At 60.1% G+C, this 25,691-nt stretch carries 25 protein-coding genes and 3 pseudogenes; 18 read left to right on the top strand and 10 right to left on the bottom strand.

Going from position 1 to position 25,691, the window contains the following annotated elements:
- Positions 1-208 precede the first annotated feature (208 nt).
- Positions 209-961, top strand: a complete 753-nt coding sequence (locus tag QWJ46_RS04165; RefSeq protein WP_302749185.1) for an NYN domain-containing protein — start codon at positions 209-211, stop codon at positions 959-961.
- A gap of 299 nt (positions 962-1,260) precedes the next feature.
- Positions 1,261-1,572 (top strand): DUF982 domain-containing protein, encoded by a 312-nt coding sequence (locus QWJ46_RS04170; protein WP_183704633.1) that lies wholly within the window; start codon positions 1,261-1,263, stop codon positions 1,570-1,572.
- 269 nt (positions 1,573-1,841) lie between these two features.
- Here QWJ46_RS04170 and QWJ46_RS04175 read toward each other — a convergent pair whose 3' ends face one another.
- Both QWJ46_RS04175 and QWJ46_RS04180 read right to left on the bottom strand, forming a co-directional pair.
- Entirely contained in the window at positions 1,842-2,465 is a 624-nt protein-coding gene (locus QWJ46_RS04175) for a response regulator transcription factor (protein ID WP_302749187.1), read from the bottom strand.
- Positions 2,455-4,365, bottom strand: a complete 1,911-nt coding sequence (locus QWJ46_RS04180; protein WP_302749188.1) for a PAS domain-containing sensor histidine kinase — start codon at positions 4,363-4,365, stop codon at positions 2,455-2,457. Before QWJ46_RS04180 ends, QWJ46_RS04175 begins: the two co-directional genes overlap by 11 nt.
- Positions 4,366-4,809: 444 nt before the next feature.
- Here QWJ46_RS04180 and QWJ46_RS04185 point away from each other — a divergent pair.
- The 5 genes and pseudogenes from QWJ46_RS04185 (at position 4,810) to QWJ46_RS04205 (ending at position 8,585) form a co-directional block, all read left to right on the top strand.
- Positions 4,810-5,783 (top strand): annotated as a pseudogene (locus tag QWJ46_RS04185) (alpha/beta fold hydrolase).
- A 98-nt stretch (positions 5,784-5,881) separates the two neighbouring features.
- The gene (locus QWJ46_RS04190; protein WP_302749189.1) at positions 5,882-6,508 is read left to right on the top strand and encodes a pyridoxamine 5'-phosphate oxidase family protein; all 627 of its coding nucleotides are present in this window, start codon (positions 5,882-5,884) and stop codon (positions 6,506-6,508) included.
- A gap of 21 nt (positions 6,509-6,529) precedes the next feature.
- Positions 6,530-6,727: pseudogene (locus tag QWJ46_RS04195) on the top strand (DUF1348 family protein); the annotation flags it as partial.
- 10 nt (positions 6,728-6,737) lie between these two features.
- The gene (locus tag QWJ46_RS04200; RefSeq protein WP_302749191.1) at positions 6,738-7,556 is read left to right on the top strand and encodes a GNAT family N-acetyltransferase; all 819 of its coding nucleotides are present in this window, start codon (positions 6,738-6,740) and stop codon (positions 7,554-7,556) included.
- A 237-nt stretch (positions 7,557-7,793) separates the two neighbouring features.
- Positions 7,794-8,585 carry an SDR family NAD(P)-dependent oxidoreductase gene (locus tag QWJ46_RS04205; protein ID WP_184455930.1) on the top strand — a complete coding sequence of 264 codons (792 nt, stop codon included), beginning with the start codon at positions 7,794-7,796 and terminating at the stop codon, positions 8,583-8,585.
- Positions 8,586-8,845: 260 nt separating this feature from the next.
- Here the strand turns inward: QWJ46_RS04205 and QWJ46_RS04210 are convergent, their stop codons facing one another.
- Positions 8,846-9,031, bottom strand: a complete 186-nt coding sequence (locus tag QWJ46_RS04210; protein WP_368046074.1) for a 4-oxalocrotonate tautomerase — start codon at positions 9,029-9,031, stop codon at positions 8,846-8,848.
- A gap of 123 nt (positions 9,032-9,154) precedes the next feature.
- Here QWJ46_RS04210 and QWJ46_RS04215 point away from each other — a divergent pair, with 123 nt between their 5' ends.
- The 8 genes and pseudogenes from QWJ46_RS04215 to QWJ46_RS04250 form a co-directional block, all read left to right on the top strand.
- Complete coding sequence (locus QWJ46_RS04215) at positions 9,155-10,039, top strand: LysR family transcriptional regulator (protein ID WP_302749192.1); 885 nt, start codon at positions 9,155-9,157, stop codon at positions 10,037-10,039.
- Positions 10,040-10,133: 94 nt separating this feature from the next.
- Positions 10,134-10,643, top strand: a complete 510-nt coding sequence (locus tag QWJ46_RS04220; RefSeq protein ID WP_302749513.1) for a nucleoside kinase — start codon at positions 10,134-10,136, stop codon at positions 10,641-10,643.
- A 169-nt stretch (positions 10,644-10,812) separates the two neighbouring features.
- Complete coding sequence (locus QWJ46_RS04225; RefSeq protein ID WP_302749515.1) at positions 10,813-11,160, top strand: helix-turn-helix transcriptional regulator; 348 nt, start codon at positions 10,813-10,815, stop codon at positions 11,158-11,160.
- Positions 11,153-11,656, top strand: coding sequence for an SRPBCC family protein (locus tag QWJ46_RS04230; protein ID WP_302749194.1), 504 nt, complete (start codon positions 11,153-11,155; stop codon positions 11,654-11,656). Before QWJ46_RS04225 ends, QWJ46_RS04230 begins: the two co-directional genes overlap by 8 nt.
- A gap of 102 nt (positions 11,657-11,758) precedes the next feature.
- Complete coding sequence (locus QWJ46_RS04235; RefSeq protein ID WP_302749195.1) at positions 11,759-12,124, top strand: VOC family protein; 366 nt, start codon at positions 11,759-11,761, stop codon at positions 12,122-12,124.
- A 44-nt stretch (positions 12,125-12,168) separates the two neighbouring features.
- On the top strand, positions 12,169-12,996 hold the full coding sequence (locus QWJ46_RS04240; protein ID WP_302749196.1) for an aminoglycoside phosphotransferase family protein: 828 nt from the start codon (positions 12,169-12,171) through the stop codon (positions 12,994-12,996).
- A gap of 162 nt (positions 12,997-13,158) precedes the next feature.
- The gene (locus QWJ46_RS04245) at positions 13,159-13,443 is read left to right on the top strand and encodes a DUF1778 domain-containing protein (protein WP_302749198.1); all 285 of its coding nucleotides are present in this window, start codon (positions 13,159-13,161) and stop codon (positions 13,441-13,443) included.
- Positions 13,443-13,589: pseudogene (locus QWJ46_RS04250) on the top strand (GNAT family N-acetyltransferase); the annotation flags it as partial. The gene QWJ46_RS04245 and the pseudogene QWJ46_RS04250, both read left to right, overlap by 1 nt.
- 60 nt (positions 13,590-13,649) lie before the next feature.
- On the opposite strand, the gene QWJ46_RS04255 reads toward QWJ46_RS04250, so the two are convergent.
- Positions 13,650-14,060, bottom strand: coding sequence for a hypothetical protein (locus QWJ46_RS04255; RefSeq protein WP_302749199.1), 411 nt, complete (start codon positions 14,058-14,060; stop codon positions 13,650-13,652).
- A 195-nt stretch (positions 14,061-14,255) separates the two neighbouring features.
- Here QWJ46_RS04255 and QWJ46_RS04260 point away from each other — a divergent pair, with 195 nt between their 5' ends.
- Entirely contained in the window at positions 14,256-15,116 is an 861-nt protein-coding gene (locus tag QWJ46_RS04260) for an NmrA family NAD(P)-binding protein (protein WP_302749200.1), read from the top strand.
- Positions 15,117-15,189: 73 nt separating this feature from the next.
- Here the strand turns inward: QWJ46_RS04260 and QWJ46_RS04265 are convergent, their stop codons facing one another.
- Complete coding sequence (locus tag QWJ46_RS04265) at positions 15,190-15,960, bottom strand: SDR family NAD(P)-dependent oxidoreductase (RefSeq protein WP_302749517.1); 771 nt, start codon at positions 15,958-15,960, stop codon at positions 15,190-15,192.
- A 195-nt stretch (positions 15,961-16,155) separates the two neighbouring features.
- Here QWJ46_RS04265 and QWJ46_RS04270 point away from each other — a divergent pair, with 195 nt between their 5' ends.
- A complete protein-coding gene (locus QWJ46_RS04270) occupies positions 16,156-18,090 on the top strand; it encodes an adenylate/guanylate cyclase domain-containing protein (RefSeq protein WP_302749519.1) in 1,935 nt (644 codons plus the stop codon).
- A 194-nt stretch (positions 18,091-18,284) separates the two neighbouring features.
- Here the strand turns inward: QWJ46_RS04270 and QWJ46_RS04275 are convergent, their stop codons facing one another.
- Positions 18,285-20,042 carry an adenylate/guanylate cyclase domain-containing protein gene (locus QWJ46_RS04275; RefSeq protein ID WP_302749202.1) on the bottom strand — a complete coding sequence of 586 codons (1,758 nt, stop codon included), beginning with the start codon at positions 20,040-20,042 and terminating at the stop codon, positions 18,285-18,287.
- 580 nt (positions 20,043-20,622) lie between these two features.
- Between QWJ46_RS04275 and QWJ46_RS04280 the strand changes: the two genes are divergently transcribed.
- Positions 20,623-20,865 (top strand): hypothetical protein, encoded by a 243-nt coding sequence (locus QWJ46_RS04280; RefSeq protein ID WP_302749204.1) that lies wholly within the window; start codon positions 20,623-20,625, stop codon positions 20,863-20,865.
- A gap of 261 nt (positions 20,866-21,126) precedes the next feature.
- Here the strand turns inward: QWJ46_RS04280 and QWJ46_RS04285 are convergent, their stop codons facing one another.
- Genes QWJ46_RS04285 through QWJ46_RS04300 form a run of 4 tightly spaced genes read right to left on the bottom strand, consistent with a single transcriptional unit; the run spans position 21,127 to position 25,684 of the window.
- Positions 21,127-22,005, bottom strand: coding sequence for an FHA domain-containing protein (locus QWJ46_RS04285; protein ID WP_302749205.1), 879 nt, complete (start codon positions 22,003-22,005; stop codon positions 21,127-21,129).
- Positions 22,006-22,007: 2 nt separating this feature from the next.
- Positions 22,008-22,913, bottom strand: a complete 906-nt coding sequence (locus QWJ46_RS04290; RefSeq protein ID WP_302749206.1) for a type II secretion system F family protein — start codon at positions 22,911-22,913, stop codon at positions 22,008-22,010.
- Positions 22,910-23,773, bottom strand: coding sequence for a type II secretion system F family protein (locus QWJ46_RS04295; RefSeq protein ID WP_302749520.1), 864 nt, complete (start codon positions 23,771-23,773; stop codon positions 22,910-22,912). Before QWJ46_RS04295 ends, QWJ46_RS04290 begins: the two co-directional genes overlap by 4 nt.
- A 12-nt stretch (positions 23,774-23,785) precedes the next feature.
- Positions 23,786-25,684, bottom strand: a complete 1,899-nt coding sequence (locus tag QWJ46_RS04300) for an ATPase, T2SS/T4P/T4SS family (RefSeq protein WP_302749207.1) — start codon at positions 25,682-25,684, stop codon at positions 23,786-23,788.
- Between the last annotated feature and the right edge of the window lie 7 nt (positions 25,685-25,691).

The following is a 25,691-nucleotide window of genomic DNA, read 5'->3' on the forward strand; positions in this document are numbered from 1 at the left end:
GAAAGTGTCGGCGGACCTTGCTCCCTCTTCTCCCCAGCGGGGAGAAGGTGCCCGTAGGGCGGATGAGGGGGCCACACGGCACACCATTCATGAGCCCTTTAGCTGCTTCCATTCGCTATAGACGATACGTGATGCAACCGCTTGTTTGAAGGAACTACCGAGTCAGCCGGCGTAAATCTGGGCCTATCAATCACCACGGAGCTTCGACATGCCTGAACCACGCTCGCCACGCCTTGCTGTTCTAATCGATGCCGACAACGCCTCCGCAAAAATCGTTGACGGTCTATTCGAGGAAATAGCCAAGATCGGTGAAGCGAGCGTACGGCGCATCTATGGCGACTTCGCCAATGCTCGCTCCAAGGCATGGATCGACGTCCTTGCAAGACACGCGATCATCCCTCAACAACAGTTTGCCTACACCACGGGCAAGAACGCGTCCGACATCACGCTTGTTATCGATGCGATGGACTTGCTTCATAGTGGCCGCTTCGACGGCTTCTGCCTGGTGTCATCCGATAGCGATTTCACGCGTCTCGCCTCACGCATCCGGGAGCAAGGGATCGATGTCTTCGGATTCGGGGAACAGAAGACGCCGGAGAGTTTTCGGCAGGCATGCCGTCGGTTTATCTACACGGAAAATCTGACGCCTACAGTCGTGTCGAACGGAGCGGACGCCGCACAGGCCGCGTCTTCACTACGGCCACCTAGCGCCGCAATACCGATCATCAAAAGAGTGATCGCGCAGATGGAGACCGAGGATGGATGGATCCTGCTCGGCGCGGTTGGAGCCCGACTCGCCAATCTGGCATCCGACTTCGACCCACGAACGTTCGGATTCAAGAAGTTGAGCGATCTGATTAGGAAGACGAACGCCTTCGAGGTCGATCATGCCGAAGGCCGTCCGCTTCGAATCCGCCTGAAATCTGCGCCAACAAAAAGCAGCGTGAAGTCGGCAACCTAACGCATCGGTAGATAACGCGAGATTGGATCTCAGATCCGCCAAAAGCGCTCGCAGGTTTCAGCCGAAAGATCAGAATGTGTGCGAGGGAATGCATTTCGATATGATTTGGATCGTCGCTCCTCTGCTCCGGCGCCTCCGGCGTCGGCCTCCTCAGCGTCAGCGCCGAATTGCGGCGAACTTTCAATCACAAATTCGCGTTTAAGCCGTGCCTTACGATAGATTTCAATTCCAAATTTTTAAATACGCGCGTACATTGAACATGGGGACTGCAGTATCCGTGCGTTGAGGGGTCGGGGAAAATGTGCTGGAATACATCATCAGCATTCACGCCTGTCGGTTTTGCTTTGCGAGGTCCGAAATCTCGCAAGATCGTGTGGACGTTGGGCGACGCGGCGCGTCTCCTGATGAACGACTGGCCTTGCGATGACGGCGAGGAATATATGGCTGCCGTCAAAGCCTGCGTCGACGCCATCACCGGCAAAATTGCCCCGGAACAATTCCGCGAAGTGCTTCTGCGTGCGGCCGACGAGGCGGGTATCCGTACTCTATCGCTCGTTCCGCAGGGAATGGGTGAGCGGCGGCCGGGTTTGCTGCCGATAATGCGATCGTAGGCCGCACGTCCAGCGACCAATCCTTTTAGACGTCACCTCCGCGCCTACAGAAGCGCTCGCTGGGCTCGGCGAGAGGAACGGCAGATTTGGGGCCCGTAGCGGACTGGCAGCTCCCGGTGATCGTTCACTCAGTAGAAGACGTTCAAATCGATGCGCGAAGTTTTCAGGTCCGGATTGTGGCACAAAGGTACCGGCTCATCACCATCTGTCGATGTCGGAGCCTCAGCTCTTGCAAGTGATAACACCCCGTTTTCTCCAAATAGCTGCTTTCAGTCCTTCAGAATGCCAGCGATCCTAACCAAATCTGCGACTGACGATGCTTGCATTTTCCGCATCATGTGGCCGCGGTGAAGCTTTACGGTGGCCTCGGCGAGCTGAACCTCAGCCGCAATCTGCTTGTTCAGTTTCCCGGCGACGACCAATGCCATGATCTGCCGCTCACGCTCGGTAAGCTTGGAATGCCTCAAGCGCAACCCAGCCATTTGGTTTGCTTCTTTGCGTCGAGCATCATCATCCGCCAAAGCGCGGTTTACCGCCTCCAGTAAATCCTGTTCACGCACGGGCTTTGTCAGGACATCAATAGCTCCGGCTTTCATTGCGCGGACCGCCATCGCGACATCGACATGGGCGCTGATCAGCACCACCGACCTTGGATGTCGGCTTTTCGTCAGAGCTTCTTGAAACTCCAGACCGCTCTGGCCTGGCAGACGAATATCCAGAACAATACAGCCTGCCCGGTCGGGATCATCCGCAGAAAGGAACTCCGGCACCGAGCAATGGGTTTCAGTGGCGTGCCCTACGGATTCGAACAATCCCCTCAAAGCTTCGCGGACGCTTTCGTCGTCATCTATGATGATGACGGTCGGCGGACTTCTTTTGCGATCATCGATCATAGTCGGCTGTGACCTCCGCCATGGGCAATGTAAACGTAAACACCGTACCAATCCGACTCTCTGCCGACGAAGCCCAAATCCGACCGCCATGGGCTTCAATAATGGAGCGGCATATGGAAAGTCCCATCCCGATACCGTCGGCCTTCGTGCTGTAAAATGCTTCGAACACTCGGTCCAACTCGTCGGGAGGAACACCGCGTCCCGAGTCCGAGACACTCACTCTCACGAATTGTTGCTCGTCCTCGGTGCATCTGATCCTGATACGTCTGTCGCTTGAAGCAGCGGCCATCGCTTCGGCGCTGTTCATGACCAAGTTCAGAACTACCTGTTGCAGCTGAGTTCGATCTCCAATGACCTCCAGAGGCCATTTCGGAAGATCGAGATCGAGTTCGATCTCTCGGTGACGAAGTTCCCCTCTCAAAAGATCCAGCACATCACGCACGGCGCCCTTCAAGTCAGTTCGCTCCATCCGGGCTGGTGACTTCTGAGCCAGTGCTCTGATACTTGCGATGATGTCGCCGGCGCGATGACCATCGTTGACGATCCTCTCCGCCGCGAGCCGGGCCTGTTCGATATCGGTATGCCCCGGTTGCAGCCAGCGCAGACATGTGCCGGCATTCGTGACAATTGCCATTAGCGGCTGGTTGACTTCATGGGCAATCGAAACGGCAAGTTCACCTGTGGCGGTCATTCGGGTCACATGGGCGAGGTCACTCTGGCTTTGCCGCAAGGACTCTTCCGCCCGTTTGCGATCCTCGATGTCCACGACGACGCCGTACCATCTCACAACATTTCCATCTGAATCCAGAAGAGGGCTTTGTCGAAGGTTAAACCACCGATATTCGCCATCGGCCCGTCTGATACGGGCGTCTACCGGGCGGCTTTTTTTTGAGGCTACGATATCGTCCCAGGCCATACGCATCAGCTCGACATCATCAGGATGAAACATGCGATAAAAACCGAAGCCGACGATCTCTTCAAAAGGTAGACCGACATAATCGATCAAGTTTCGATTAAAATATTCAAGCCGGCCATCCGAGGTGCAGGACCAAGCCATGGCGGGTATCGTGTTGATGATAAGGTTGAGTTTGTGTTCGCTTTCCCTGAGCGCTGCTTCGCTTTCTCGAAGAGCAATCTCCGCACGTTGCAGGTCTTCGATATCGATATTGCAGCCAAACCATCGCACGACCCCGTTGGCATCAACCAGCTTGCGGCCTGAGAAATAGAACCAACGGTAGTTGCCGTCGGCTCCACGGATGCGCCCCTTCAGAACAGTGTGGTCGGAATGCTCGAGGTCTCTCTTCCAGATGTCCACCATGCCTGGAATGTCGTCCGGGTGGTAAAGCTCCAGAAAACCCCACTCGAGGATTTGGTCTGCAGGACGACCCGCGTAGTCCAGCCAGCTTTTATTGACAAAATCAGCGCTACCATCCGGCCGCGCCGACCATACGAGAACAGGCAGCGAATTGATGATGAGGCTGAGATTTTCCTCGCTGGCTGCAAGTGCTGTCTTCGTTTCTTTCAATGCGTTTTCGGCCTGTTTGCGGTCTTCTATATCGAGGACCACACCATACCATCTCACGACATTCCCTTCAGGATCGAGCCGCGGCTTCTGCCGAAGCGTGCACCAACGATATTGACCATCTGCGCGCCTGAGCCTGCCCACGACCTCTCTGGCATGTTTCGAGGCCATGATGTCGTGCCATTCCGAAGCGAGATGTGACGTGTCGTCGGGATGAAACAGCTTGTAGAATCCCACTCCGGAGATTTCCTCAAGCGGCGCCCCGATAAACTCGAGAAAATGCTGGTTGGCAAAATCCAACATGCCTTCCGACGTTGCGGACCACACCATGGCGGGGATCATATCGATAATGGGATCGGTTTCCGGTTCTCGTTCCACCGCACACTCCGTTCAGTGTTTGAGACGTTACGGAGCTCAAACGTTCCGACTCCATGTCAGGAAATGTCGAAAGATGGCCGATCGTCCGTCGGAAATAGTTACGAGATTTCTATGACTTGGGTAAGGGAAAATCGATATACGAAGGTCTATGGTTGCAATGCCATCGTCTAGTTAAGCGTGACCTAGATCGCAATTGAGCGAGGCCACAAACCGGCTTACTCCTTAACGCCGAAGCCCTTTGAGGAACGGTGAGCTCAGCGGGTCCCTCGTCGCCTTCACATCGAGCATTCACGTGCAACGAAATTCTACATCACTGCCATTCCTGACCTGAGGCAACAGCCTCCGGTGACGTTGTTAATCGCCACGGCGCTTGCGCGGTCTGAACGACCGACAGCAGCCCTCATTCGAGATCATTTTTTCATCTCGACCTATAGGGAGACCATCATGCGTAGCTTGATTATGTGCCTGATGCTGGCGACCGCCAGCATGACTGCCGCAAATGTAGCGGCAGCGCTTCCCGCGCAGGCCACGACGTACGTTCGCGAGGTCCCGGTTCCCGTCCACTACCGAACCGCAAAGATCGAGGGTCTCGATATCTTCTACCGGGAAGCGGGGCCGGCCGACGCTCCGGTCGTGCTGCTGCTTCATGGATTTCCGACGTCATCCCACATGTTCCGTAATCTGATACCGCTCCTTGCAGATCGATACCACGTCATCGCGCCTGACTATCCGGGTTACGGGCAAAGTGCATCTCCCGATCATAGCAACTTTGCCTATACGTTTAGCGGCGTCGCCAATATCGTCGACAGGTTGCTGGATCATTTGGCGGTCGAAAGCTATGCGATGTACGTCATGGATTATGGTGCACCGGTGGGATACCGCTTAGCGCTGAACATCCGGAACGGGTCAGTGCGCTGATCATCCAGAACGGCAACGCCTATGATGAAGGGCTCAAGGAATTCTGGGATCCCATCAAGACCTACTGGTCCGATGGATCGAAGAAGAGCCGTGAGGCGCTCTCCGGTCTGGTCACGCTCGAAACGACCAAGTTCCAGTATACCGATGGCATGGAAGACGTGTCGCGCATCAGCCCTGACAACTGGGTTCACGACCAAGCTCTTTTGGACCGACCAGGCAACAAAGATATCCAGCTCGATATGTTGTATGACTATCGCACCAACGTGCCGCTTTACCCTGCGTTCCAAAGTTTCTTTCGTGAGCGCAAACCGCCCACGCTCATCGTCTGGGGCAAGAACGATTATATCTTTCCTGAGGCCGGCGCTCATCCTTATCTCAAGGATCTTCCGAATGCCGAAATTCATATCCTGAACTCGGGCCACTTCCTGCTCGAAGAAAAGCTTGACGTCGCCGCTCCGCTAATCAACGACTTCCTGAATCGCAACGTCGCAAAGAAGTGACCATCAGCCATGGTCACCGGCGGTGCGACCAAGGTTCCGCCACGCCGAGGTCGCTCCGCTGAACAGTGGTTACTAAATTCCAGATTTTGGAGATCCCCATGCCGTACCATTTTTTGGAAGTTGCAATCACTCCGAATGTGCGGCTTGCACAAGCTGAAATGGGTACCGACCAGATTTGGTTAGGCGACCACCATCGAGAATCCGACCACTTCACCGACAGCGAACTGGCTTTCATCTCTGAACGGGACAGCTTCTACATTGCCTCTGTGTCGGAAACCGGCTGGCCATATGTTCAGCATCGCGGTGGGCCAAAGGGCTTTCTGAAAATAGTCGACAAGAAAACGCTGGCTTTTGCCGACTACAGGGGCAACCGCCAATATATCAGTACCGGAAACTTTGCCGCAAATGACCGGGCCTGTCTTTTTCTGGTGGATTACCCGCGACGAGCACGCCTCAAGATATATATGCATGTCGAGAAGCTAGCACTCGATGCCGACCCGGCACTGACCGACCTTGTTTTCGACGCCGGCTACCGAGCAGAGTCAGAACGGATTTTCCGGCTGCGGTTGGAAGCCTTCGATTGGAACTGCCCTCAACATATCACACCGCGTTACACCGAACACGAGGTCGAGAAAGCGGTAAGACCATTGCGGGAACGCTTGGCCGAATTGGAGTCGGAGAATGCAGAATTGCGTACTCGGCTCGAGGCATTGGGAGGAAAATAATGGACGCCACACAGACCCCCGTTGCCGCCCTTTTCATGGGCTTCTGCAGCAGAAAAGGTTCGGCTTGCGGAGGATGGCTGGAACAGCCGCAATCCCGAGAAGGTAGCGCTGGCCTATAGCCATAACAGCCGGTGGCGCAACCGCTCCGAGTTTATAAACGGCCGCGAAGCGATCATCGGCTTTCTCACACGGAAATGGCAACGTGAACTCGCATACAGAGGACACTACCATGGATCGCCGGTCAGCATCGCACCAAACGGTGCCGGAAGAAGATATCATCGAAGCGAAAGCTTTTGTCGACCTGTTCATGGTCGCGCCCCAGACGCTCGTCGACCAGGCTGAGTTTCGCTGCATGCAATTGGCTGTAGGTTGCGCAATATCGCTGCCCAGCGCGCCCGCCATCGGTCTAAATCGTGTGCTCGGCATTGTAGCACTTGAAGATCTCGATACGGCCTATGAATGGATGAGCAAAAAGGCAGGCCGCCGTTACTTGCAAATGAACGCTGCCACCGCTCCTCAACAGACACACGATTGGATGAGGAAACGGGGCCTTGTACCCCAAGGTAACGGATGGGCAAAGCTACGGCGAACGGCGCCTTCTACGCCACTCATCCATTCTGGAGAGGTCACTACCCGCCAGGTCAAAGTCACCGAAGCCGAAATCTTCGGCTCGATGATGTGCGCCGGATTTAACTTTCCGGCAAACCTGACACCGCTTTGGTCAGCGATCGTCGGGAAGGACGGTTGGAGCTGCTTTTTCGCGGAATTGGACGGCAGGCCGATTGCGACCGGCGCGATGTATGCAGCAGACGGCTTTGCGTGGCTTGGCGGTGGCGCGACTGTTCCCGAGTTTCGCAATCGAGGGGCACAGAAGGCTCTCATTACCGCGCGTCTGAACCAAGGCGCCAGTCAGGGCGTTCAGACATTCGTCGCCGAAACCGCCCAGCTTTCAGCCGATGAACCGAATGTCTCTCACGCCAATCTCATCATTGCCGGATTCGAGCAGATTTATAGGAGAATGAATTACCGGTTTCCGGACGGTTTATAAGGGACGGCAGACACCTTAGGTCTGCTAGTCGAGCTGTTGCTGTCTTTCCAATTGTCGCGCTTGCCGGATCAGTGCTTCGAACTCTGAGAGAGTGTCATCTGCTTCTGGATCAGACTGCAAACCCGCTCCCAAGCACCGCCACCGGCCCAACCCGACAGGATCATCGACGTCGAGGGCTGTTGCGAGACCGACCGCCAGGTCATACGTTCTCTGATCCAACCTCAGAAGGAGCAGCAGATGCAGATCGACCTCGCAGGCAAGACCGCTCTGATTACTGGATCTACCGAAGGCATCGGCTACGCGATCGCCCGCCAGCTCGCGAGGGCTGGCGCGGACGTGGTGATCAACGGACGGTCTGAAGAAAAGACAGCAAAGGCCGCCGAACGCCTGAAAGGCGAAGGTGCCAGGGGCACCGTAGCCGCCGTCGCAGCCGATATCGCAACCGCTGAAGGGTGTGGCGCTCTCGTCGCCAAGGTTCCTCATGTCGATATCCTGATCAACAATGCGGGCATCTTCCAGCCGCTCGACTTCTTCGAGGCGAACGACGAGGTATGGAATCGCCATTGGCAGGTAAACGTCATGTCGGCCGTCAGGCTTTCGCGTGCCTACCTTCCGGGTATGCAGAGCGTTGACTGGGGTCGCGTCATCTTCATCGCATCGGAATCCGGCTTTAACATTCCGGTGGAGATGATTCATTACGGCGTTAGTAAGACCGCCGATATCGCGGTTGCCCGCGGGCTCGCCAAGCGCATGGCTGGTACAGGCGTTACTGTGAACTCGGTTCTCCCCGGCCCAACACTGTCCGAAGGCGTCGAGGCGATGCTTGCCGAAGAGCGTGCGAAGACGGGCAAGCCGATCGAGGAGGTCGCGGCGGACTTCGTCAAGAAGCATCGTGGCAGTTCGATCATCCAACGAGCTGCAAACGTCGAGGAAATCGCCAACCTCGTAACCTATCTGGCGTCGCCTTTGGCATCCGCGACGACCGGAGCTTCCATGCGCGTGGACGGCGGGCTGATCGACACGCTCTGAGGTGGTCCTTCATCTCGCTTGCCAGTTGTTCATGCGGCGGAGCCTTCCGATCGCCTCCTCGACAATCTGCGACAACGAATAAGCCCCTCTTAGGACAGACTCAGTCGGTTCAGATGCAAGAAAAGCCGGAATCGCCGGCGGAGCCGGCTACCGGGAGACTTGCAGGCGTTGAAAGCGGCACCCGGAAAGGTCAACCAGTCAGGGCCGAAGCCGAGGTCCCTGGCTATCGCTCCGCCGCCCGCAGCTCGCACCTTCGACGCTCAGACCTCGGATTTCAGCTTGCCGCCGACCGCCCAGGAATCCTTGGCGATCTCCGTGATCAGGATTTCCAGCGATTCCGGCGGGCAGGCCAGGGTCTCGACGGCGGCCTTGGTTGCTTCGCGCACGAAGGCGCGCTTCTGCTCGTCGGTGCGGCCGGGATGCATCTGCAGGTGAAGAATGGGCATGTTTTTTCCTTCGTTATTGGCAATGTCCGTCGCCTTGGGGCGGGCATGACGACTATGTTGTAAATGCTGAGGTTGATAAATAAGCTGCCGGTATCGTCATTCGAAACCTGTGAGTAGGCAATCATGGACAAGTTGGCCGGCATGGCGATGTTCGTCAGGGTCATCGACAATGGCAGTTTCGCGGCCGCCGCGGAGATTGCGCGGGTGTCGCCCCCCATGGTTGCCAAGCACATCAAGACGATCGAGACCCGGCTCGGGGCCAAGCTCATCCATCGCACCACGCGGCGCCATCAGCTGACGGAGGTTGGCCAGCTTTATTACGAGCGCTGCAAGCGCGCGCTGGCCGAAGTGGCGCTGGCCGAGGCTTCGGCGAGCGAGCTGCAGTCGGCGCCGCGCGGCCGGCTTCGGCTGGTGGCGCCCGTCAGCTTCGGCACGCAAGTTCTGGTGCCGGCGCTGATCGATTACCAGAATGCTCATCCCGACGTCAGCATCGAGCTATCGCTCGACAACAATGTCCATGATCTCGTCGGCGAGGGGTTCGAGCTCGGCATCCACATTGGCCCGCTGTCAGACAGCAGCCTAGTCGCTCGACCGCTCACGCCCTATCGGCGCATTCTCGCCGCCGCGCCGGATTATCTTGCCCGCCATGGCCGGCCGGCCGCGCCGGAGGATCTGACGACCCATCTCTGCCTCGGCCATTCCTATTGGCGCATGCATGACCGCTGGCACCTGGTCGGGCCAGGCGGCGAAATGCGCGATGTGCCGATCTCCGGAAAATTTTCCACCAATCAGGGCGCAGCACTGCGCATGGCAGCGCTCAGCGGCGCGGGAATCGTGCTTCAGCCGGAACTGCTGCTCGCCGCCGATATAGTCGAAGGACGGCTCGAGCATGTGCTGCCGGAATGGTCCTACAGACCTGTGCCGATGTCCCTCATCTACGCCCCGAACCGGCGTCCGACAGCGATGCTGCGGACGGTGATCGATTTCCTGGTGGAAAGGTTCGGCTAAGCCGATCGACGTAGACATGGCGACGGGCGTGCCGGCACATCCTCCGCACGGTAAGACTCTTCTCACCGGATTGAAGGCCGTGATAAAAGCCCTCATGGGCATCAGGAACTATTTGATCGAAGGCAGTTCGGGCACTGGAAAAACGTCTGTCGCTTCCGAACTGGAGCGGCGGGGCTACCATGTTATCCATGGTGACCGCGTCCTGGCATATGTGGGCGACCCCGCGACAGGCCGCATACTCGCAGGACCACCCGAAGGCGCCGACCGTATTGCTTGGGGATACGCGCATTGGATTTGGCCTGCCGAAAAGGTCCGGGCCATTGCTGCCGACACCACCCACCCTGTTACCTTCTTCTGTGGCGGCTCGCGCAATTTCCACAAATTCCTGCACCTGTTCGATAAGGTTTTCGTGCTCGACATCGACATTGAGACTTTGAACCGACGATTGGATGGGCGGCCCGATGAGCCGGGCTTCGAGCCGGCCGAGCGGGCTCTGGTACTTCGTTATCATAATACCCGGGAGTACCTTCCCGTCGGTATCAATATCGACACGGCGGGTAGCATTGCGGGTGTCGTCGACGATATCCTCGCTCAACTCACCTGATGTCCTGAAGCTGAATCGGATGCGAGGCGCTCGATCACTGTTGTAGGCCGGCGCCAGATTATCTTTCGCTGCCACTGCCGCGGTGCATGACCTCGAGTGGCCCGTCTTCGCCAGGGAAAGTTCGGTGACACTTGCGCTACTTGCGCGAGCAGGTTATACACTGAACCATATGGTTCAGTATGAAAGTCCACTCCTCGATCTCTCGTTCGCGGCACTGTCCGATGCGACCCGCCGCGGGATCATCGATCAGCTTGGGCGAGGGGACGCGTCGATCACCAGTCTGGCGGATAAGTTCCAGATGACGCTCACCGGCATGAAGAAGCACGTCCAGGTTCTCGAGCGGGCGGGGCTCGTCGTCACACAGAAGGTCGGACGGGTGAGAACCTGCAAGCTTGGGAAACGCGGCCTCAAGGCGGAGGCCGAGTGGATCGAGGCGCATCGCAGGCTCTTCGAGGCCCGCTTCGAAGAATTGGATGAGATCATCAGCGAAATGAAACAGGAGGGAAGCGATGACTGAGCAAGTTGAGAGGGCAGGTGACGCGCAGAACCGGACGTCGGTCGAGCGCAGAGGGGATCGCGAACTCGTGATAACCAGGATATTCGATGCGCCGCCGAGCACGGTTTACAAGGCGTGGAGCCAGCCCGAGCTGTTCAGGCGCTGGTGGGTGCCAAAATCAGCACCCGGCATTTCGCTCGTATCATGCGATATGGACGTCCGCACCGGCGGCAAATATCGGCTGGAATTCGGCGCCGGCGGTTCGGACACCATGGCCTTCTATGGCAAGTATCTCGAGGTGGTGCCGAACGAGCGCATCGTCTGGACCAACGACGAAGGCGAGCAGGGCGCGATCACCACCGTGACCTTCGAGGACCAAGGCGGGAAGACGCTTCTGACGTTCCACGAAGTTTATCCGTCCAAGGAGGCGCTTGAGGAAGCACTGCAGGGCTCGGCTGTCGCATTGCCGGAGCAGTTGGAGCAGCTCGACCAATTGCTTTCCAACCTGACGGATTAATGGACGGCCTTCAGACCGCCTTTGCCGCCATCCACGCACGATTGGAACGCAACTCGCCCTGTTTCATTACCGTCGAGGCGGTAAGAAAGGGGAGTTGTGGCAATGCTGATCCAGGGAATCTACGCCGCGCTCGCAACGGCAGACATGGATAAAGCGGAGAAGTTTTACACTCAGCTGTTCGACCGGGTGCCTGATGATCGCCCCATGGAGGCGTTGATCCAATGGCGCAACGTCGCCGGAGCGAACATTCAAATCTTCCTCGACAAGCAGAATGCTGGGTTCGGCAGGCTGACCATTGTGGTGCCGAAAATGCACGAAGCCCGCAGAGCGCTCGAAGAGATTGGCGTGACGCTCACAGGCGAATCCGAGGGCGACTACGGAAGGATTGCCCAGATCGCGGACCCGGACGGCAATCGCATCACTCTTGCGGAGCCGCCCTCCCGGCCATTCGATACGCAGCGAAGATAGCGTCGCGGCTTGACCCTCTGGTTTGCCCGTGCCTAAGGTTCCCTATGGGCGATCCGGAAATTCCTCTCACAGGCGGCGCAGATTCCAATGTTGTCCGGGTGGGCGGCACGGTTCGGCGGGGTGGCCGCGCATGGTCTTCCGCTGTTCTCGACCTGCTTCGCCACGTTGAACGGCAAGGATTTGAAGGAGCTCCCCGTGCGCTCCGCTTCGATGATCAGGGACGCGAATGTCTCACTTACGTCGAAGGTGAAGTCGGCTTGGGCAAAGGCTTCATCCCGGATCAACATGGCCGCTTCGACGTCCGGCTTCCTGACTATGTCTGGAGCGACCGGGCCCTTGCCGAATTAGGGAAATTGCTGCGTTCCTACCACGATGCTGCAGCAAGCTTCCCCTGGAATGAGCGCAACTGGCGTCTTCAACCGCAGGAACCTGTCGAGACGATCTGTCACAACGATCTGTCACCATGGAATACCGTCTTCCGAGCTGGGCTCCCTGTCGCGTTCATCGATTGGGATGCTGCAGCACCAGGACCGCGCTCCTGGGACCTTGGCTTCATTGCGTGGCGTTGGGTGCCCTTCTGGCGTGACGACAAATGCGAAGCGCATGGTCTGCCGAAAGGCGTCCGCCAGAAAGCGCGGCGCTTCCAGCTCTTCCTCGACGCCTATAGGATAGAGCCAGAAATCGAGATCATGCGAGCAGCCATAGAAAGGGTGCGGCAGATGCAGCAACATATGCGCAATCTCGCTGCCTCAGGCTCTGCATGGGAAATGAAATTGGAACGCCGTGGCGTCCTTGATGAGGGAGCGCTCGAAGTGGCCTGGATGGAAGAACACGCAGGGGAATTGGTGCGGCGGCCTGGTTCGTCTTCATAGCATCTCGATCATACTGCGCGAGCAAGGCAACACCTGGCAAGGTGCGAACGGCACACCGCTTACGGTGTAGAGAACCAGCGATCAGCCGAACCGCTGTGCGGCAAGAAATAGATACACGTTGTGTATGGCTTAGGGTATAGGCTGATCTCGAAGGAAAAGACCATGGCCAGCAAAAGCGCGACCGATACCCACAAACACGCCGTCAATTTGAAGGTTCGTGACGACATTCGCGGCCTGATCGACCGTGCAGCCAAGGCTCACGGGAAAACCCGCTCGGATTTCATGATCGATGCCGCGCGCCGCGCCGCCGAAGACGCGCTTCTCGACCAGACATTGGTGCAAGTCGATCCCGATAGCTATGAACACTATCTAGCCGTCCTCGACCAGCCGCCCAGCGGCGAAGGTTTCGAACGGCTGATGAATGCTCCCAAACCCTGGCAGCGGTGATGTTGTCACCTCCGGCGCTTCTCGGAGAAGCGCACGATCTGCAACTATTCGACAGCGGGCACGATAGTCTCGATGAATGGCTGCGCCGCCGCGCGCGGGCCAATCAGGTCAGCGGCGCGTCGCGAACCTATGTGGTTTCCCAAAAAATCGCCCGGTCCGATGAATATTACCAATAGGCTTTCTAACGCGCCGGCGCTCCCCGCGCTCTACTTGACGACGTTGACGTCGAAAGACACGTCGCGAACGAAGCCATCTCCATAGGACTCCCTGAACGTTGTTTTATCAGGGCCGACGTACCCGGCTGCAGAGGTGTAGTAAACAACCACGCCGGCGGTTTTCACCCCTTCGCATTTGGAAAACTTCTTCGAATTCGCGAGTACATCTTCAGGTACGATTTCGAGTTTCCCATGAGCTGGCGGAGAAACTGTTCGAACGTTTGGACGGCTTGCTTGTGAGCAATCGGCTTTGAGGTGCCAGGCCTGCCCCAGTCGCGTCCGCTCGGCGCTCACTGCAGTAAGGTTCTTGTTCTCCGTAACAAGGCCACCCGAGGTGGTCGTGCAACTCGCCAGTATTGGAAGAAGGAGAGCGGAAATTGCTGCAGCCGAAGTTCGCATCATTGGTGTCCTGTTGCTGATGAGTATGCGTATCACGGCCCATAAAAGCGTCAATCGCGTGAGGCATTGAGCCGCAGGCGCCAAGTCCTGCTGACGAGCTGCAGGCGCCCCGCATCGGTGAAAGGTGCGGGCGACGGCAAGGGAACCTTTGGCATGGGCGAAGTGTTGTGCTCGGCATGATTGCGGGAGGCATGGCCGATGTACATCATTGTTGGCGGGACGGGGCGCGTCGGCTCCGCCGTGGCGAAGACGCTGCTCGACCAGGGCGAAGCCGTCACCATCGTCACCCGAAACCCTGAGAAAAGAGGCGCATGGCGACGGCGGGGCGCCGAGGTCGCGCTCGCCGACGTCCACGACGTGGCCTCGCTGCGGACGGTGTTCCGCCGCGGGAAGCGGGCCTTCCTGCTGAACCCGAACGCTGACATCTCGAGCGATACGGATCGGGAGGAACGCGAGACCGTGCGCTGCCTGCTCGAGGCGATCGAAGGCTCGGGACTGGAGAAGGTGGTGGCGCAATCAACCATGGGCGCGCAGCCGGGCGAGCAATGCGGCGATCTCAACGTCCTTTATGAACTGGAGGCAGGCCTGAGAAGCCAGCCGATTCCCGCCAGTGTCATCCGCGCAGCCTATTACTACAGCAACTGGGATGCGATGGCGGGCCCCGTCACGAAGGAGGGGGTGCTATCGACCATGCTCCCGGCCGACCTCACGCTCCCGATGGTCGCGCCGCAGGATCTGGGAAGGGTGGCTGCGTGGCTGCTGCAGGAGCCGATCGAGCAGATCGGCATATACCCCGTCGAAGGGCCGGAACGATACTCCCCCAATGATGTTGCCGCAGCCTTCGCCGCCGCCCTCGGTAGGACCGTTCGAGTCGACGTGATCCCGCGCGAAGCCTGGGAAGACGCATACCGCCGTTTGGGCTTCTCCGACGCGGCGGCTCACTCATATGCCAGGATGACGGCTCTCACCGTCGATGGCCCCGAATATCCCGAGGACTCAATTCGCGGATCGATCTCGCTGCAGACCTACATAGATGGGCTCGTTCGGCACTCGTCCTGACTTGCCCCGATGGACGAAATAGCGAGACCGCTAAAGAAGCCGTATGAGGCTTGTGCCGGTAGGCGCCTCGGCCTCAGGCGACGGACCAGCCACCGTCCACCAGCAGGTTCGCGCCGGTGATCAGGCTCGCAGCCGGCGATGCCAGAAAGACGACGGCACCCACCACGTCATCGGTTTCACCGATCCGGCCAAGGGGAATGTGATCGAGCGTCGCTTGGCGATTGCCGGCATCGGAGAGAAAGGGCGCCGTGCCATCCGTGTGGATGAAAGTCGGCGATACGGTGTTGACGGTGACATTATAGCGGGCCCATTCGGCCGCAAGGCAGCGCGAGAGGTGATTGATGGCCGCCTTGCTCATGCAATAGATGGCCTCGCCGCGCAGCGCCACGGTGCCGGCCTGTGAGCTGATGCTGATGATCCGGCCGCCATTCTGCTTGATCATCTGACGCCCGACTGCCTGCGTCATCAGGAAGGTGCCCTTGATGTTGACGTCGAGGATCTCGTCGAGGTCCTTCTCCTCGACGAGTTCGGCGAGATTGCCTGGAGCCACGCCGACATTGTTGACGAGGACGTCGATCCGGCCAAATGCCGTCAACGCGGCGTCGACGGCTTGGGCGATATGGGCTTTGTTGGGAATGTCGAGTTCAACGGCGAGGACTTTTCGTCCCGTGTCCTCGAGCTCGGCAACCAGATCCGCCGACGCTTCGACATTGCGAACCCCCAGGACAATATCGGAACCTGCAGCGGCACAGGCAAGCGCGCAAGCTCGGCCGATGCCACGGCTCGCTCCTGTTACCAAAGTCACTTTGCCCTGAAGGCTGAAGTCCGGCGCATTCTTCTGCATCATGGTGCCTCCCTTGGGGAAACCCGATTATGGCAGGGTCGGCGGGCGGATGCCAGATTTTGTGCGCGTGCTGAGTGTCGCCTTGGAACGCAGAAGCACCCTAAGCAGACATGCCGTGCTGGCGGTGTGCTGGTTGCGGCGCTTCGATGGGTGTAGACTGCGGAGACGATTGCATGTTCATGCAAGGCAACGATGATGGGCACCCCCGCGCTCGACCGAAAGCTGCTCGCGATCCTCGCGGCGGATATGGTTGGCTACTCAAAGGCGATGGAGGCCGATGAGGCCGGCACCATCAGGCGGCTGAAGGCCATCCGCGCCGAGCTGATCAATCCCACTATCTCAGAGCGCCATGGCACCATCATCAAACTGATGGGCGACGGCGCGCTCGTCGCCTTCGACAGCGTGGTTGATGCGGTTGCCTGCGCCGCGGTGTTTCAGAATGCCGTGGCGGCGCGCAATGCCGCCCTGCCGGAGCCTGAGCGCATCATGTTCCGCGTCGGGATCAATCTGGGCGATGTGGCCTTGGTGGATGGCGATGTTTATGGGGATGGGGTGAATGTCGCCGCGCGGCTGGAGCATTTGGCCGAACCGGGAGGCGTGGTGGTGTCGGGCACGGCATACGATCATCTCCAGGGCAAGCTCGACTGGCCGCTCGATTTCGCCGGCGAGCGGCAGGTCAAGAACATCAGCCGCCCGGTGCGGATGTATCGGCTGAGGCTCGACGGCAAACGGGCACGCCGCCGCCCGCTTCTCGCGATGATGCCGCGCTGGATCGGACCGACTGCAGCGGCGATCGTCGTTCTGGCTCTGGCAGGTGGCGGGGCCGCCTGGTGGTTCCTCCAGCCGGAACCTTTGAGCGGCAAGCCGTCGGTAGCGGTGCTGCCCTTCGAAGATTATGGGGGCGACGAGGCGAGCGGGCGTCTCGCCGATGGCCTGACTGAGGACGTCATCACCGACCTCGCACGGTTTCCCGAATTCGAGGTGGTGGCGCGCAATTCGACGGAAGTTTACAAAGGCAAGCCGGTGGATGCCCGCCAGGTCGCAACCGCGCTCCATGTCGGCTTTGTCCTGGAAGGCTCGATCCAGCGGCAGAGTGGCCGGGTCCGGATCACAGCACAGTTGATCGATGCAAAAACCGGCCGCCATCTTTGGTCGGAGAATTGGGACCGGCCGGCTGAGGACGTATTCGCCGTTCAGACCGAAATCGCAGAGCAGGTCGCCAACCGCCTCGGCGGCGGCGTGGGACTGATTCAGGAGGCCGGGCGGGCCGCAGCCAAACGCAAACGGCCCGAAAACCTGAATGCCTACGATTATTATCTGCTCGGGTCGGAGAAGATCGAAAAGATCACCAAAGCCGATGACGAGGAGGCCATCACCTTTCTCAACCGCGCCGTGGAGTTGGACCCGGGGCTGGCGCGGGCCTGGGTAGAACTTTACCACGCTCATGATCTGATGAGAGTGTTCGGAGTCGATCCCGAGGGCAACCGCAAGGCGGGCGCCGATGTGGCCGAACGCGCGGTCCGGCTTGATCCGCGCGACGCTGAGGCCCACGTGGTGTTTGCCATGAGCCTTGCCAGCAGGGGCGACATGGGTCGCGCCAAGTCCGAATTCGACACGGCCCTTCGCCTGGCTCCCGGTTCGTCCGAAATCCTGACTTTTTACAGCGGCTATGCCGCACGCTTCAACGACCCGGAACGCGGTGCTCAAATGGTCGACAAGGTCATGCGGCTCGACCCGAACTATCCGATGTGGGCGTCCAACTTCTTCGCCCCTGCCTATTTTATGGCGGGGCGGTATGAGGACGCAGTGACGATGTTGGAGCGCATGACGGCCAACAACTATCAAAGGTGGACTTGGGTGATCCGCAGCAGCTCGCTTGCGGCACTGGGTCGAACCGATGAGGCGCATGCTTCAACGATGGAAGCTCTCGAGCAGCACCCCGAGGTGACCGTCGAGAGCATGATCAACGAACCCGGCCTCAGCACGGTGGAGCGCAATCGGTTCATAGAGACAATGCCGCTCGCCGGCTTCCCGGTATGCGCCAAGCCCGAGGCGCTGGCGAACCTCGTCAAACCTGTACGACTGCCAGAATGCGACGCGGCGAAGGCGAAGCCTCCCGGGCAACCGTAAAACAACCGTGCAACGCGCGCCGCCGATCGCCCCGATGCCGGCATGCGCGGCCCTCCAAGAGAGCCTCATCCTGAGGTGCCCCGCAGGGGCCTCGAAGGACGAGGCGGGTGCTCAGGCGTTGATACCTGCAAGAAGCAGCGTTGCGGCATTCGGTAGCAAACGCCACCATCGGTTCTCGAGGTCAATCCAACCCGTCAATTCAGGCCGGCACGGGTAAGTCCTTCGATCAGGCGCGCCCGATCCTCGGCGCGGACGAAAGAAGATGTTGCTCCGACCGCGTCCCGTGAGATGTCAGGAACTAGCGATTTAAGCCGTCCGAGCAAGTCCGCGGCAGCCTCCTGGTTGTCCAGAAGTCCGGCACAGGCCGTGCCGATGACCAGCGGAACCGCGTGGCCGGACCGCAAACGATTCGCCTCCCGTGCGTAACTCAATCCAAGCTCGTAATCCGCGCCCTGGAAATAAGCCATGGCGTAGTAAAACTGAAAGTCGCCGAGAAAAGCCTCGCATGGGCTCAGTCTGAGGGCGTAGTCGATGCAAGGAATGGCGTCCGCCGCGCGGCCCCCGTTGGCATGCGCAAGTCCCAACTGGCCGTGTGCAAACGCGGAGTTGGGGTTGATCGCGACAGCCTGGCTGATCGCTGCCACCGCCAGGACATTGTCGCGCGTCGCAAAGGCTATCATCGCCTGCGCAAGGTAAGTCCACGGTTCCTTATCGTCCGCGGCAATGGCTTGTTGGACGACATCCCTGGCAAGGGCCAAGGCATATCCCATGTCCTCCCACCCCTGGAACGCGCGCCACATGGTAATCCAAGCTTTCATGGCGAGCGCCTGGGCATAACCGGGAGCCAGTTCGATTGCCCGATCGAGCAGGGGGAGCATCTTCCCGCTGCTCTCCTCAGATAGTTGGGAACACAGAAACACCGCCCGTACGACACATTCCCAGGCATCAAGGCCATGATTCGGCTTGGGGCTTTCGCGAGCATGCTCCGCCGCCAGGAGTTCCGGCCCGATGCGGCCGACGACGCTTGCGGTAATTTCGTCCTGAATGGCGAAGATGTCGCCGACGTCGCCGTCGTACCTTTCGGCCCAGAGATGGACGTCGGAGGCCGCATCGATGAGCTGCGCGGTCACCCTCATCCGGTTGCCGGACTTGCGGACACTCCCCTCGAGAACATAGCGGACCCCGAGTTCGCGCCCGATGGCGCGCACATCCACGGGCTTTCCCTTGTAGGTGAACATCGTGTTGCGGGCGATCACGAAGAAGCCCTTGAGCTTGGATAGCGCGGTGGTGATGTCCTCGGTCAGCCCATCGCTGAAGAAGTCCTGCTCCGGTTCGGCGCTCAGGGCGTTGAACGGCAGCACGGCAATGGATGGCCGCTCCGGAAGTGCAGACCTCAACGATGCCGTTCCTGCGGCCGTCCTTTCCTGAAGGGGGCGGTACAGTCGCACCGGCCTTTCCATATTCTTCAGCGCGCGCTCGCCGAGGTATTCGTAGTCGCAGTCAAGCTTGCCCGCGAGGTGATCGTAGGCCGTGCCGGAAATGCAAATGCCGCCCGGATCCGCCAAGGTCTGGAGGCGGGCCGCGATGTTGACGCCATCGCCGTAGAGATCCCCATCGAGCTCGTGGATCACATCACCCAGATTGACGCCGATCCGGAAGACGATGCGTCGCTCCGTCGGGACATCGGCCTGATTCTCGGCAACCCCCTTCTGGATGGCGACCGCGCACGCGACGGCATCGACGACCGAGCCGAACTCCACGAGCGCACCGTCGCCCATCAGCTTGACGATACGGCCCTGATGCTCGGCCAGCAGCGGATCGATCACCTCTCGGCGCAGAACCTTGAGGGCCGACAACGTCCCAGTCTCGTCATGTTCGACGAGGCGGGAATAGCCGACGACGTCAGCGGCTAGGATCGCGGCCAGCCGCCGCTCTGCTCTTGCGGTTGCCATGGCTGTCTCCCCTCTGGAGATCCGCCGAATGAAGCCCAGGCGATTGACGCGACATGCACCATCCGGCTACCCGACACCGCGACCGTGCCGGTTCATGATACCACTGAGACGGTCATATGGCGACGCTTCACAAGGGTGCCGCCTCCAACGGAACAGGAGCCGCGAAGCGGTCAACGCAAATAGAGTCGGATCCCCGGGCGTGCAAGTCTACTCACGTCCTAGCCCGAATTAACTAAGAAAATCACACAATTAGTAAGTTGATCTGTCGCCGCTCTGATTATAGTCTTTTTATCTTATGGGAAGGCATAAATCCTCCTCCGGCTGCAGAGATCAGTCGGAATGGAGGTTTTTGCTATGGGCGAACATTCTCACGTGTCAGATGGACTGCGTATCGCGCGTTGAAGCCGATAGTCGACCTCCAATGAGGAGAATCCTAACATCCGATTCAGCTCCCGCCGCGAGGCGGGCGAGGATTCGTAGTCCGTTGGCGACCAACGCCGGAGGGGAGCCAGCACATCTCCAAAAGGAACGCTCTGGCGCATGCCTGATGTTAGTGAACCCCGATCAAGGAGCATGTACCATGTTGAGACTTACGCTTTCGGTTTTCACCGCCCTCGCACTTCTGCTCGGTGGGCTTCAGTCGACGTTTGCCGCCAGCAGCAATTCACGGGACCAGACCACAACCATGGGCGAAAGCGGCAACCCGCCGCCGAACGACAACGCAGGAAGCAGCAGCGGCACCAAGGACACCTCGTCAAACAAGGGCAACCCGGACAACACCAACTGCAACGACTGCGGTTCGACCGGGCCCGGCAACAAATGAGGCTAATCCGGACGGCATCACGTCCGGACAAACGTAGCAAAGCCAAACCATTGAATGGCTAACTGCCGGAGCAGATTTTCGTCAGGCGAAAGGCGTGGCGAGGGCATACTCAAGGTGCCTCCGGCATTCAGGGGTCTCGCAGATTTGCCAGGCGAATCTGCGGGCCGCCTGGTCGACCGGCCGGCTTGGCCGTAGGCGTGACTACGGCGCGCGCTGGCCGGTCGACCCTCCGAGCCGTTTTGAAGAGTTTCGAACCGCCAATCACCGCCGCGCCGGCGGCTTGGTGGCGGCACGACGCTGCAGTGCAAAACGCGCGGCCGAGCAATTGACGTCGGGAACGAGATCGTAGGTCTGCTGGTAGAGGCTCTGGGCCAGCGTGTTGTTGCCGCGGTTTTCCGAGGCAAGCGCTGCGAGCGCCGTGCGCTTGTAGGCCTCGACGATCGGCGCTGCGACCTTGGCCAGTGCCGCATCGTCGGCGGGTTCGGACGCCAGCGCCAGTGCGGCATAGGTGACATCGCCATCACGGCCGACGCGGCCGCCGACCGCGCCGTTGAAACTCGGCTCGGAAACCTGGCGCATGCGCCTGGCATTCTTGATGCATGTCGGGATGCGGGCGGCTTCGGCATTGATGCGCTCGGCCGTCGGGCCGGCCTCCGTGCTGCCGCCGCCGGAGAGGATCACGTAGCCGATGATGCCGACGACGGCGAGGTAGACGAGGCCCATGCCGGCGAGGAAGGCCGGCTGCTTGAAGAGCGGCTTTTTCGGCTTGCCGTCGGTTGCCTTGGCAGCAGCCTCCTTCTTCGGCGCCTCCTTGGCCGGCGTCTTCTCCACAAATTGGAACTCGACATCCTTGCCGAGGCGGAAACTGTCGCCGGCTTTCAGCGATGCCGTCTGCAGCAGCGCCTCGCCGCGCAGCATGATCGGGTTCAGCCCCATGCGGCGGATGATGAAGCCGCCGTCGCTCTGCTTTTCGATACGCGCATGGATCGGCGCCAGGAACGGATCATCGACGACGATATCGGCATTGGCTGCCCGGCCGATCGACATTTCCGCCCGGTCGAGCACATGGCTGCGGCTCTGGCCGCCGGGGCCGGTCTGCAGAAGGCTCGGTTTGTTGCCGCGAAAGAAGGAAAAGACCATGATCAGAACATCCCACTCGACATCATCTCGACGATAGCCGGCGCCAGCACCAGAAGAAGGATCGACACGACGATCATCATCGCCGGCATGACGATCTTGGCTTTCAGCTTTTCACTGGCCCTGTCGGCCTTTTCCCAGCGGCGGAAGCGCAGGTCGCGCGCATGTTCGCGCAACAGTTCGACGCGGTTGCTGCCCTCGACCTCGCCCTGGATGACGGCGCGGATGACGCGCACCACTTCCTCGGCCGTCATGCGCGCCTCCAGGCGCTGCAGCGCCTCGATCATGCCGGTGCCGAGCGCCACATCCTTCAGCGTCTGCTCGATCTCCTCGCTCATCACGGTGCCGGGGGCTGCCTCGGCATAGAGCCTCAGGCTTTCCGGCAGCGTCGCCTGCGCCTGCTGCGTCATGACGACGAGATCGAGGAAATAGGGAAATTCGCGTGAGATGCGTTCCTTGCGGTCCTGCATCTTGTCGTCGGCGACGACCCAGAAATAGATGGCGGGGATGAAGCCGAGGATGAGGCCGGCGACCAGACCGCCGATGACGCTGCCGCTCGCCATGCCGAATAGTACACCGAGCAGGATGAAGCCGAAGAGGCTGAGGACGATGAGAAGGGCGATATATTCACGCCCGGTGACGCCGCCGAACGGCCGGCCGCCATAGATCAGCTTCTTTTCGAGCTGCGCGCCGAAATCGGCCAGAAGCGGCTCGAAGCGTCTCAGCACGAATTCGACAGGCGTGCGCATGCCGATGCTGTCGACGATATTCGGCGGCGGCCCGTCGCCGCCGGCCGTTCGCCGCACCACCTGGATGCTGCCGATGAGATCGCCGATCCACCAGACGATGAGCGCGGCGGTGATGCCGGCAAGCACGATGATGATCGGGGCGAGGGGGATTTGCGACATCATACCGACACCTTCATCATCGAGCGCATCCAGAAGAAGCCGGTGGCGTAGAGAATGGCGCCGACAATGGCGATGACGATGCCGATGGCGTTGCCGAACACCTTGTCGATCAACTCCGGCTGGCCGAAGAAGATCATCAGGATCATGAACAGCGCGCCGCCGTTGACGACGCGGAAGTTCATCCGCGCCTGCGACGACGAGGTGCTGATCTTCTGGTCGAGCTTCCAGATCTCCTTGAAGGATTTCGACATTTCCGTCAGCGGCTCGGATATGTCGCCGCCCTGGCGGGCAAACAGGCCGAGGGCGGCGTCGACCATCTTGAAATGCAGGCTCGGCACGGTGCGGCCGTGACGGTCGAGCGCCTCGACCAGGCCGATGCCGAGCTTCTGTTCGCGGGCGATGCGCTCGAACTCGCGCGAGGAGGGCATCTGGCCGGTGTCGGCGACGGCATTGACGGCGACGGCGAGCGGCTTGCCGGTGCGCACCGCCGAGACGATCTGGTCGACGGCATAGGGAAGCTGCGATTCGATCTGCAGCCAGCGGCGCTGCAGGAAGTAGCGGATCGTCGCCTTGGGCAGGAAGAAGGCGACGGGAATGGCGACGACGATGCCGACGATCGGTCCGAAGATCAGCGAGATCAGAGCAAAGACGACGATCGCTGTGATGGCATAGGCGAGGATCATCGTATAGGGCGGCACGGCGTCGCGGCCGAAGACCTGGGCCGCTTCGCTGGCGAGCGCGATGTCGCGTTCGGTGGCGCGCAGCAACGGCGCCGGCCATTGCACCGGCGCGCCCCAGACGAGCAGTCCCGCGGTTGCCGCGCCGAGAGCGATTGTCAGGATCTGCAGAATGCTGATGTCCATCATTTTCTCCCCTCAGACGAACATGTCCAGGTTCTTGATCTCGCCGTCTTCGCCGAAGGCGACGAGCTCGGCGACGAAGCTCGGCAGATAGCCGGTGAAGGCATGCACCGCCTGGCCGCCGGCGCGGCCGACGAGATTGAAGATAGGCTCGACGATGATCAGGCCGGTATCCGGATCGATGCCGATCACCTCCGATATCTCGGTGACGGCGCGCCGGCCGCTTTCCAGGCGGTTGAGCTGGACGACGAGCTCGACGGCAGCGACGATCTGCTGGCGGATCGCCGTCACCGGCAGCGAGCTCTGGCCCTGCAGCACCATCACCTCCAGGCGGGTCATCATGTCCTGCGGCGTGTTGGCATGCGCCGTCGTCATCGAGCCGGCATGGCCGGTGTTCATCGCCTGCAGCATGTCGATCGCCTCCGCACCGCGGCACTCGCCGACGATGATGCGGTCGGGGCGCATGCGCAGCGCATTGCGCACCAGGTCGCGGATGGTGACGCTGGTTTCGCTCTCCGCCGTCTTCGGCCGCGATTGCAGATAGACGACGTGAATGCCGTCGAGCTGCAGTTCGGACGTGTCCTCGACGGCAACGACGCGCTCGCCGACCGGGATGAATTGCGACAGGCTGTTCAGGAGCGTCGTCTTGCCGGAGCCGGTGCCGCCGGAGACGACGATGTTCTTGCGGGCGCGCACCGCCGCCTCGAGGAAGGCGCGCATCGGTTCGCTGAGCGCGCCTGCGGCCACCAGCTTGCTGATGTCGAGCCGCGACTTGCCGCCGAACTTGCGGATGGTGAGGCAGGCGCCCTTGACGGCGAGCGGCGGGATGACGGCGTTGACGCGCGAACCGTCCGGCATGCGGAAGTCGGCCATCGCCTCGCTCTCGTTGATCGAGCGATTGGAATCGACGGCGATGCGCTCGATCACCTTCATCAGCTGCCGCTCATTGGCGAAGGCGAAGGGATAGCGCTCGAGCAGGCCGAATTTTTCGACATAGATCTCGTCATACCGCGTCACCATGATTTCCGAGATGACGTCGAGATCCATCAATTCCGAGATCGTGCCCCAGCGATACATCAGCTCCTCGATATTGGAGCGCAGATGCATATGGGCGATCTCGTAGCGGTCGCCGGCGTTGAACAGCGCCTGCCGGGCCTGGAAGGCGGCGCCGAACTTGGTGTCGAGCTGAGCGAAGTCGGAACGGGTGGATTCGAAGTTCAGCTTCAGTTGCAGCGCCGAGATCAGCGCCTTGCCGACGTCGAAGAGGCGGCGGTTGTCCTGCTCTTCGCGCAGGAGGCTTGCCGCATTCGATGCGCCGTCGCGCCGGCCGGTGCGGGCGATGCGTTTTGCCAGCCACCGGTAGACCGCGTTCTTGATGACGAGGATGACGAGATCCTGCGGTGCTGAGTCCAACGCCTCCTTGATGAACAGGTCGAGCCGCTCGCGAATGCGGCTGCGCGTCTCCTCGCGGCCGAAATCGGAGGATTTCACCAGCCGGTCATATTGCGTGTCTTTTAGCAATCGCTCATGGATTTCCATCTGCAGCGCCAGCACCCGCTCCTGGTCTGGAAACTGCGTCACCGCCTCCGGCGCCGCCGCCGGCTCGACGAGTTCGATGGTGACATTCGGCACCCAGATCGACATGCCGGCCGAGACCGCAACCGGCGTGCCGGCCCGAAGCGGCTGGTCGTCGACCCGCGTCGGGTTGCGGCCATGATGCTGCACCGACCAACCCTGGCCTGATTTGCGCAGCACGAATTGCGGCGAGGAGACGTGGCTGCCGCGCAGCCGCACGACGCCGGCGCCGGCGGGAAGCGAAAGCGTGCTGCTTTCGCCGACGAAATAGGTCTCGTTCGCCGAGAGCGGGATCACCTCCCGTCCGCTGCCGTCCTCATAGGAAATCTTCAACAGCATGGCTCAA

This window comes from Rhizobium sp. CBN3 (assembly GCF_030518245.1).
Classification (GTDB): domain Bacteria; phylum Pseudomonadota; class Alphaproteobacteria; order Rhizobiales; family Rhizobiaceae; genus Rhizobium; species Rhizobium aethiopicum_A.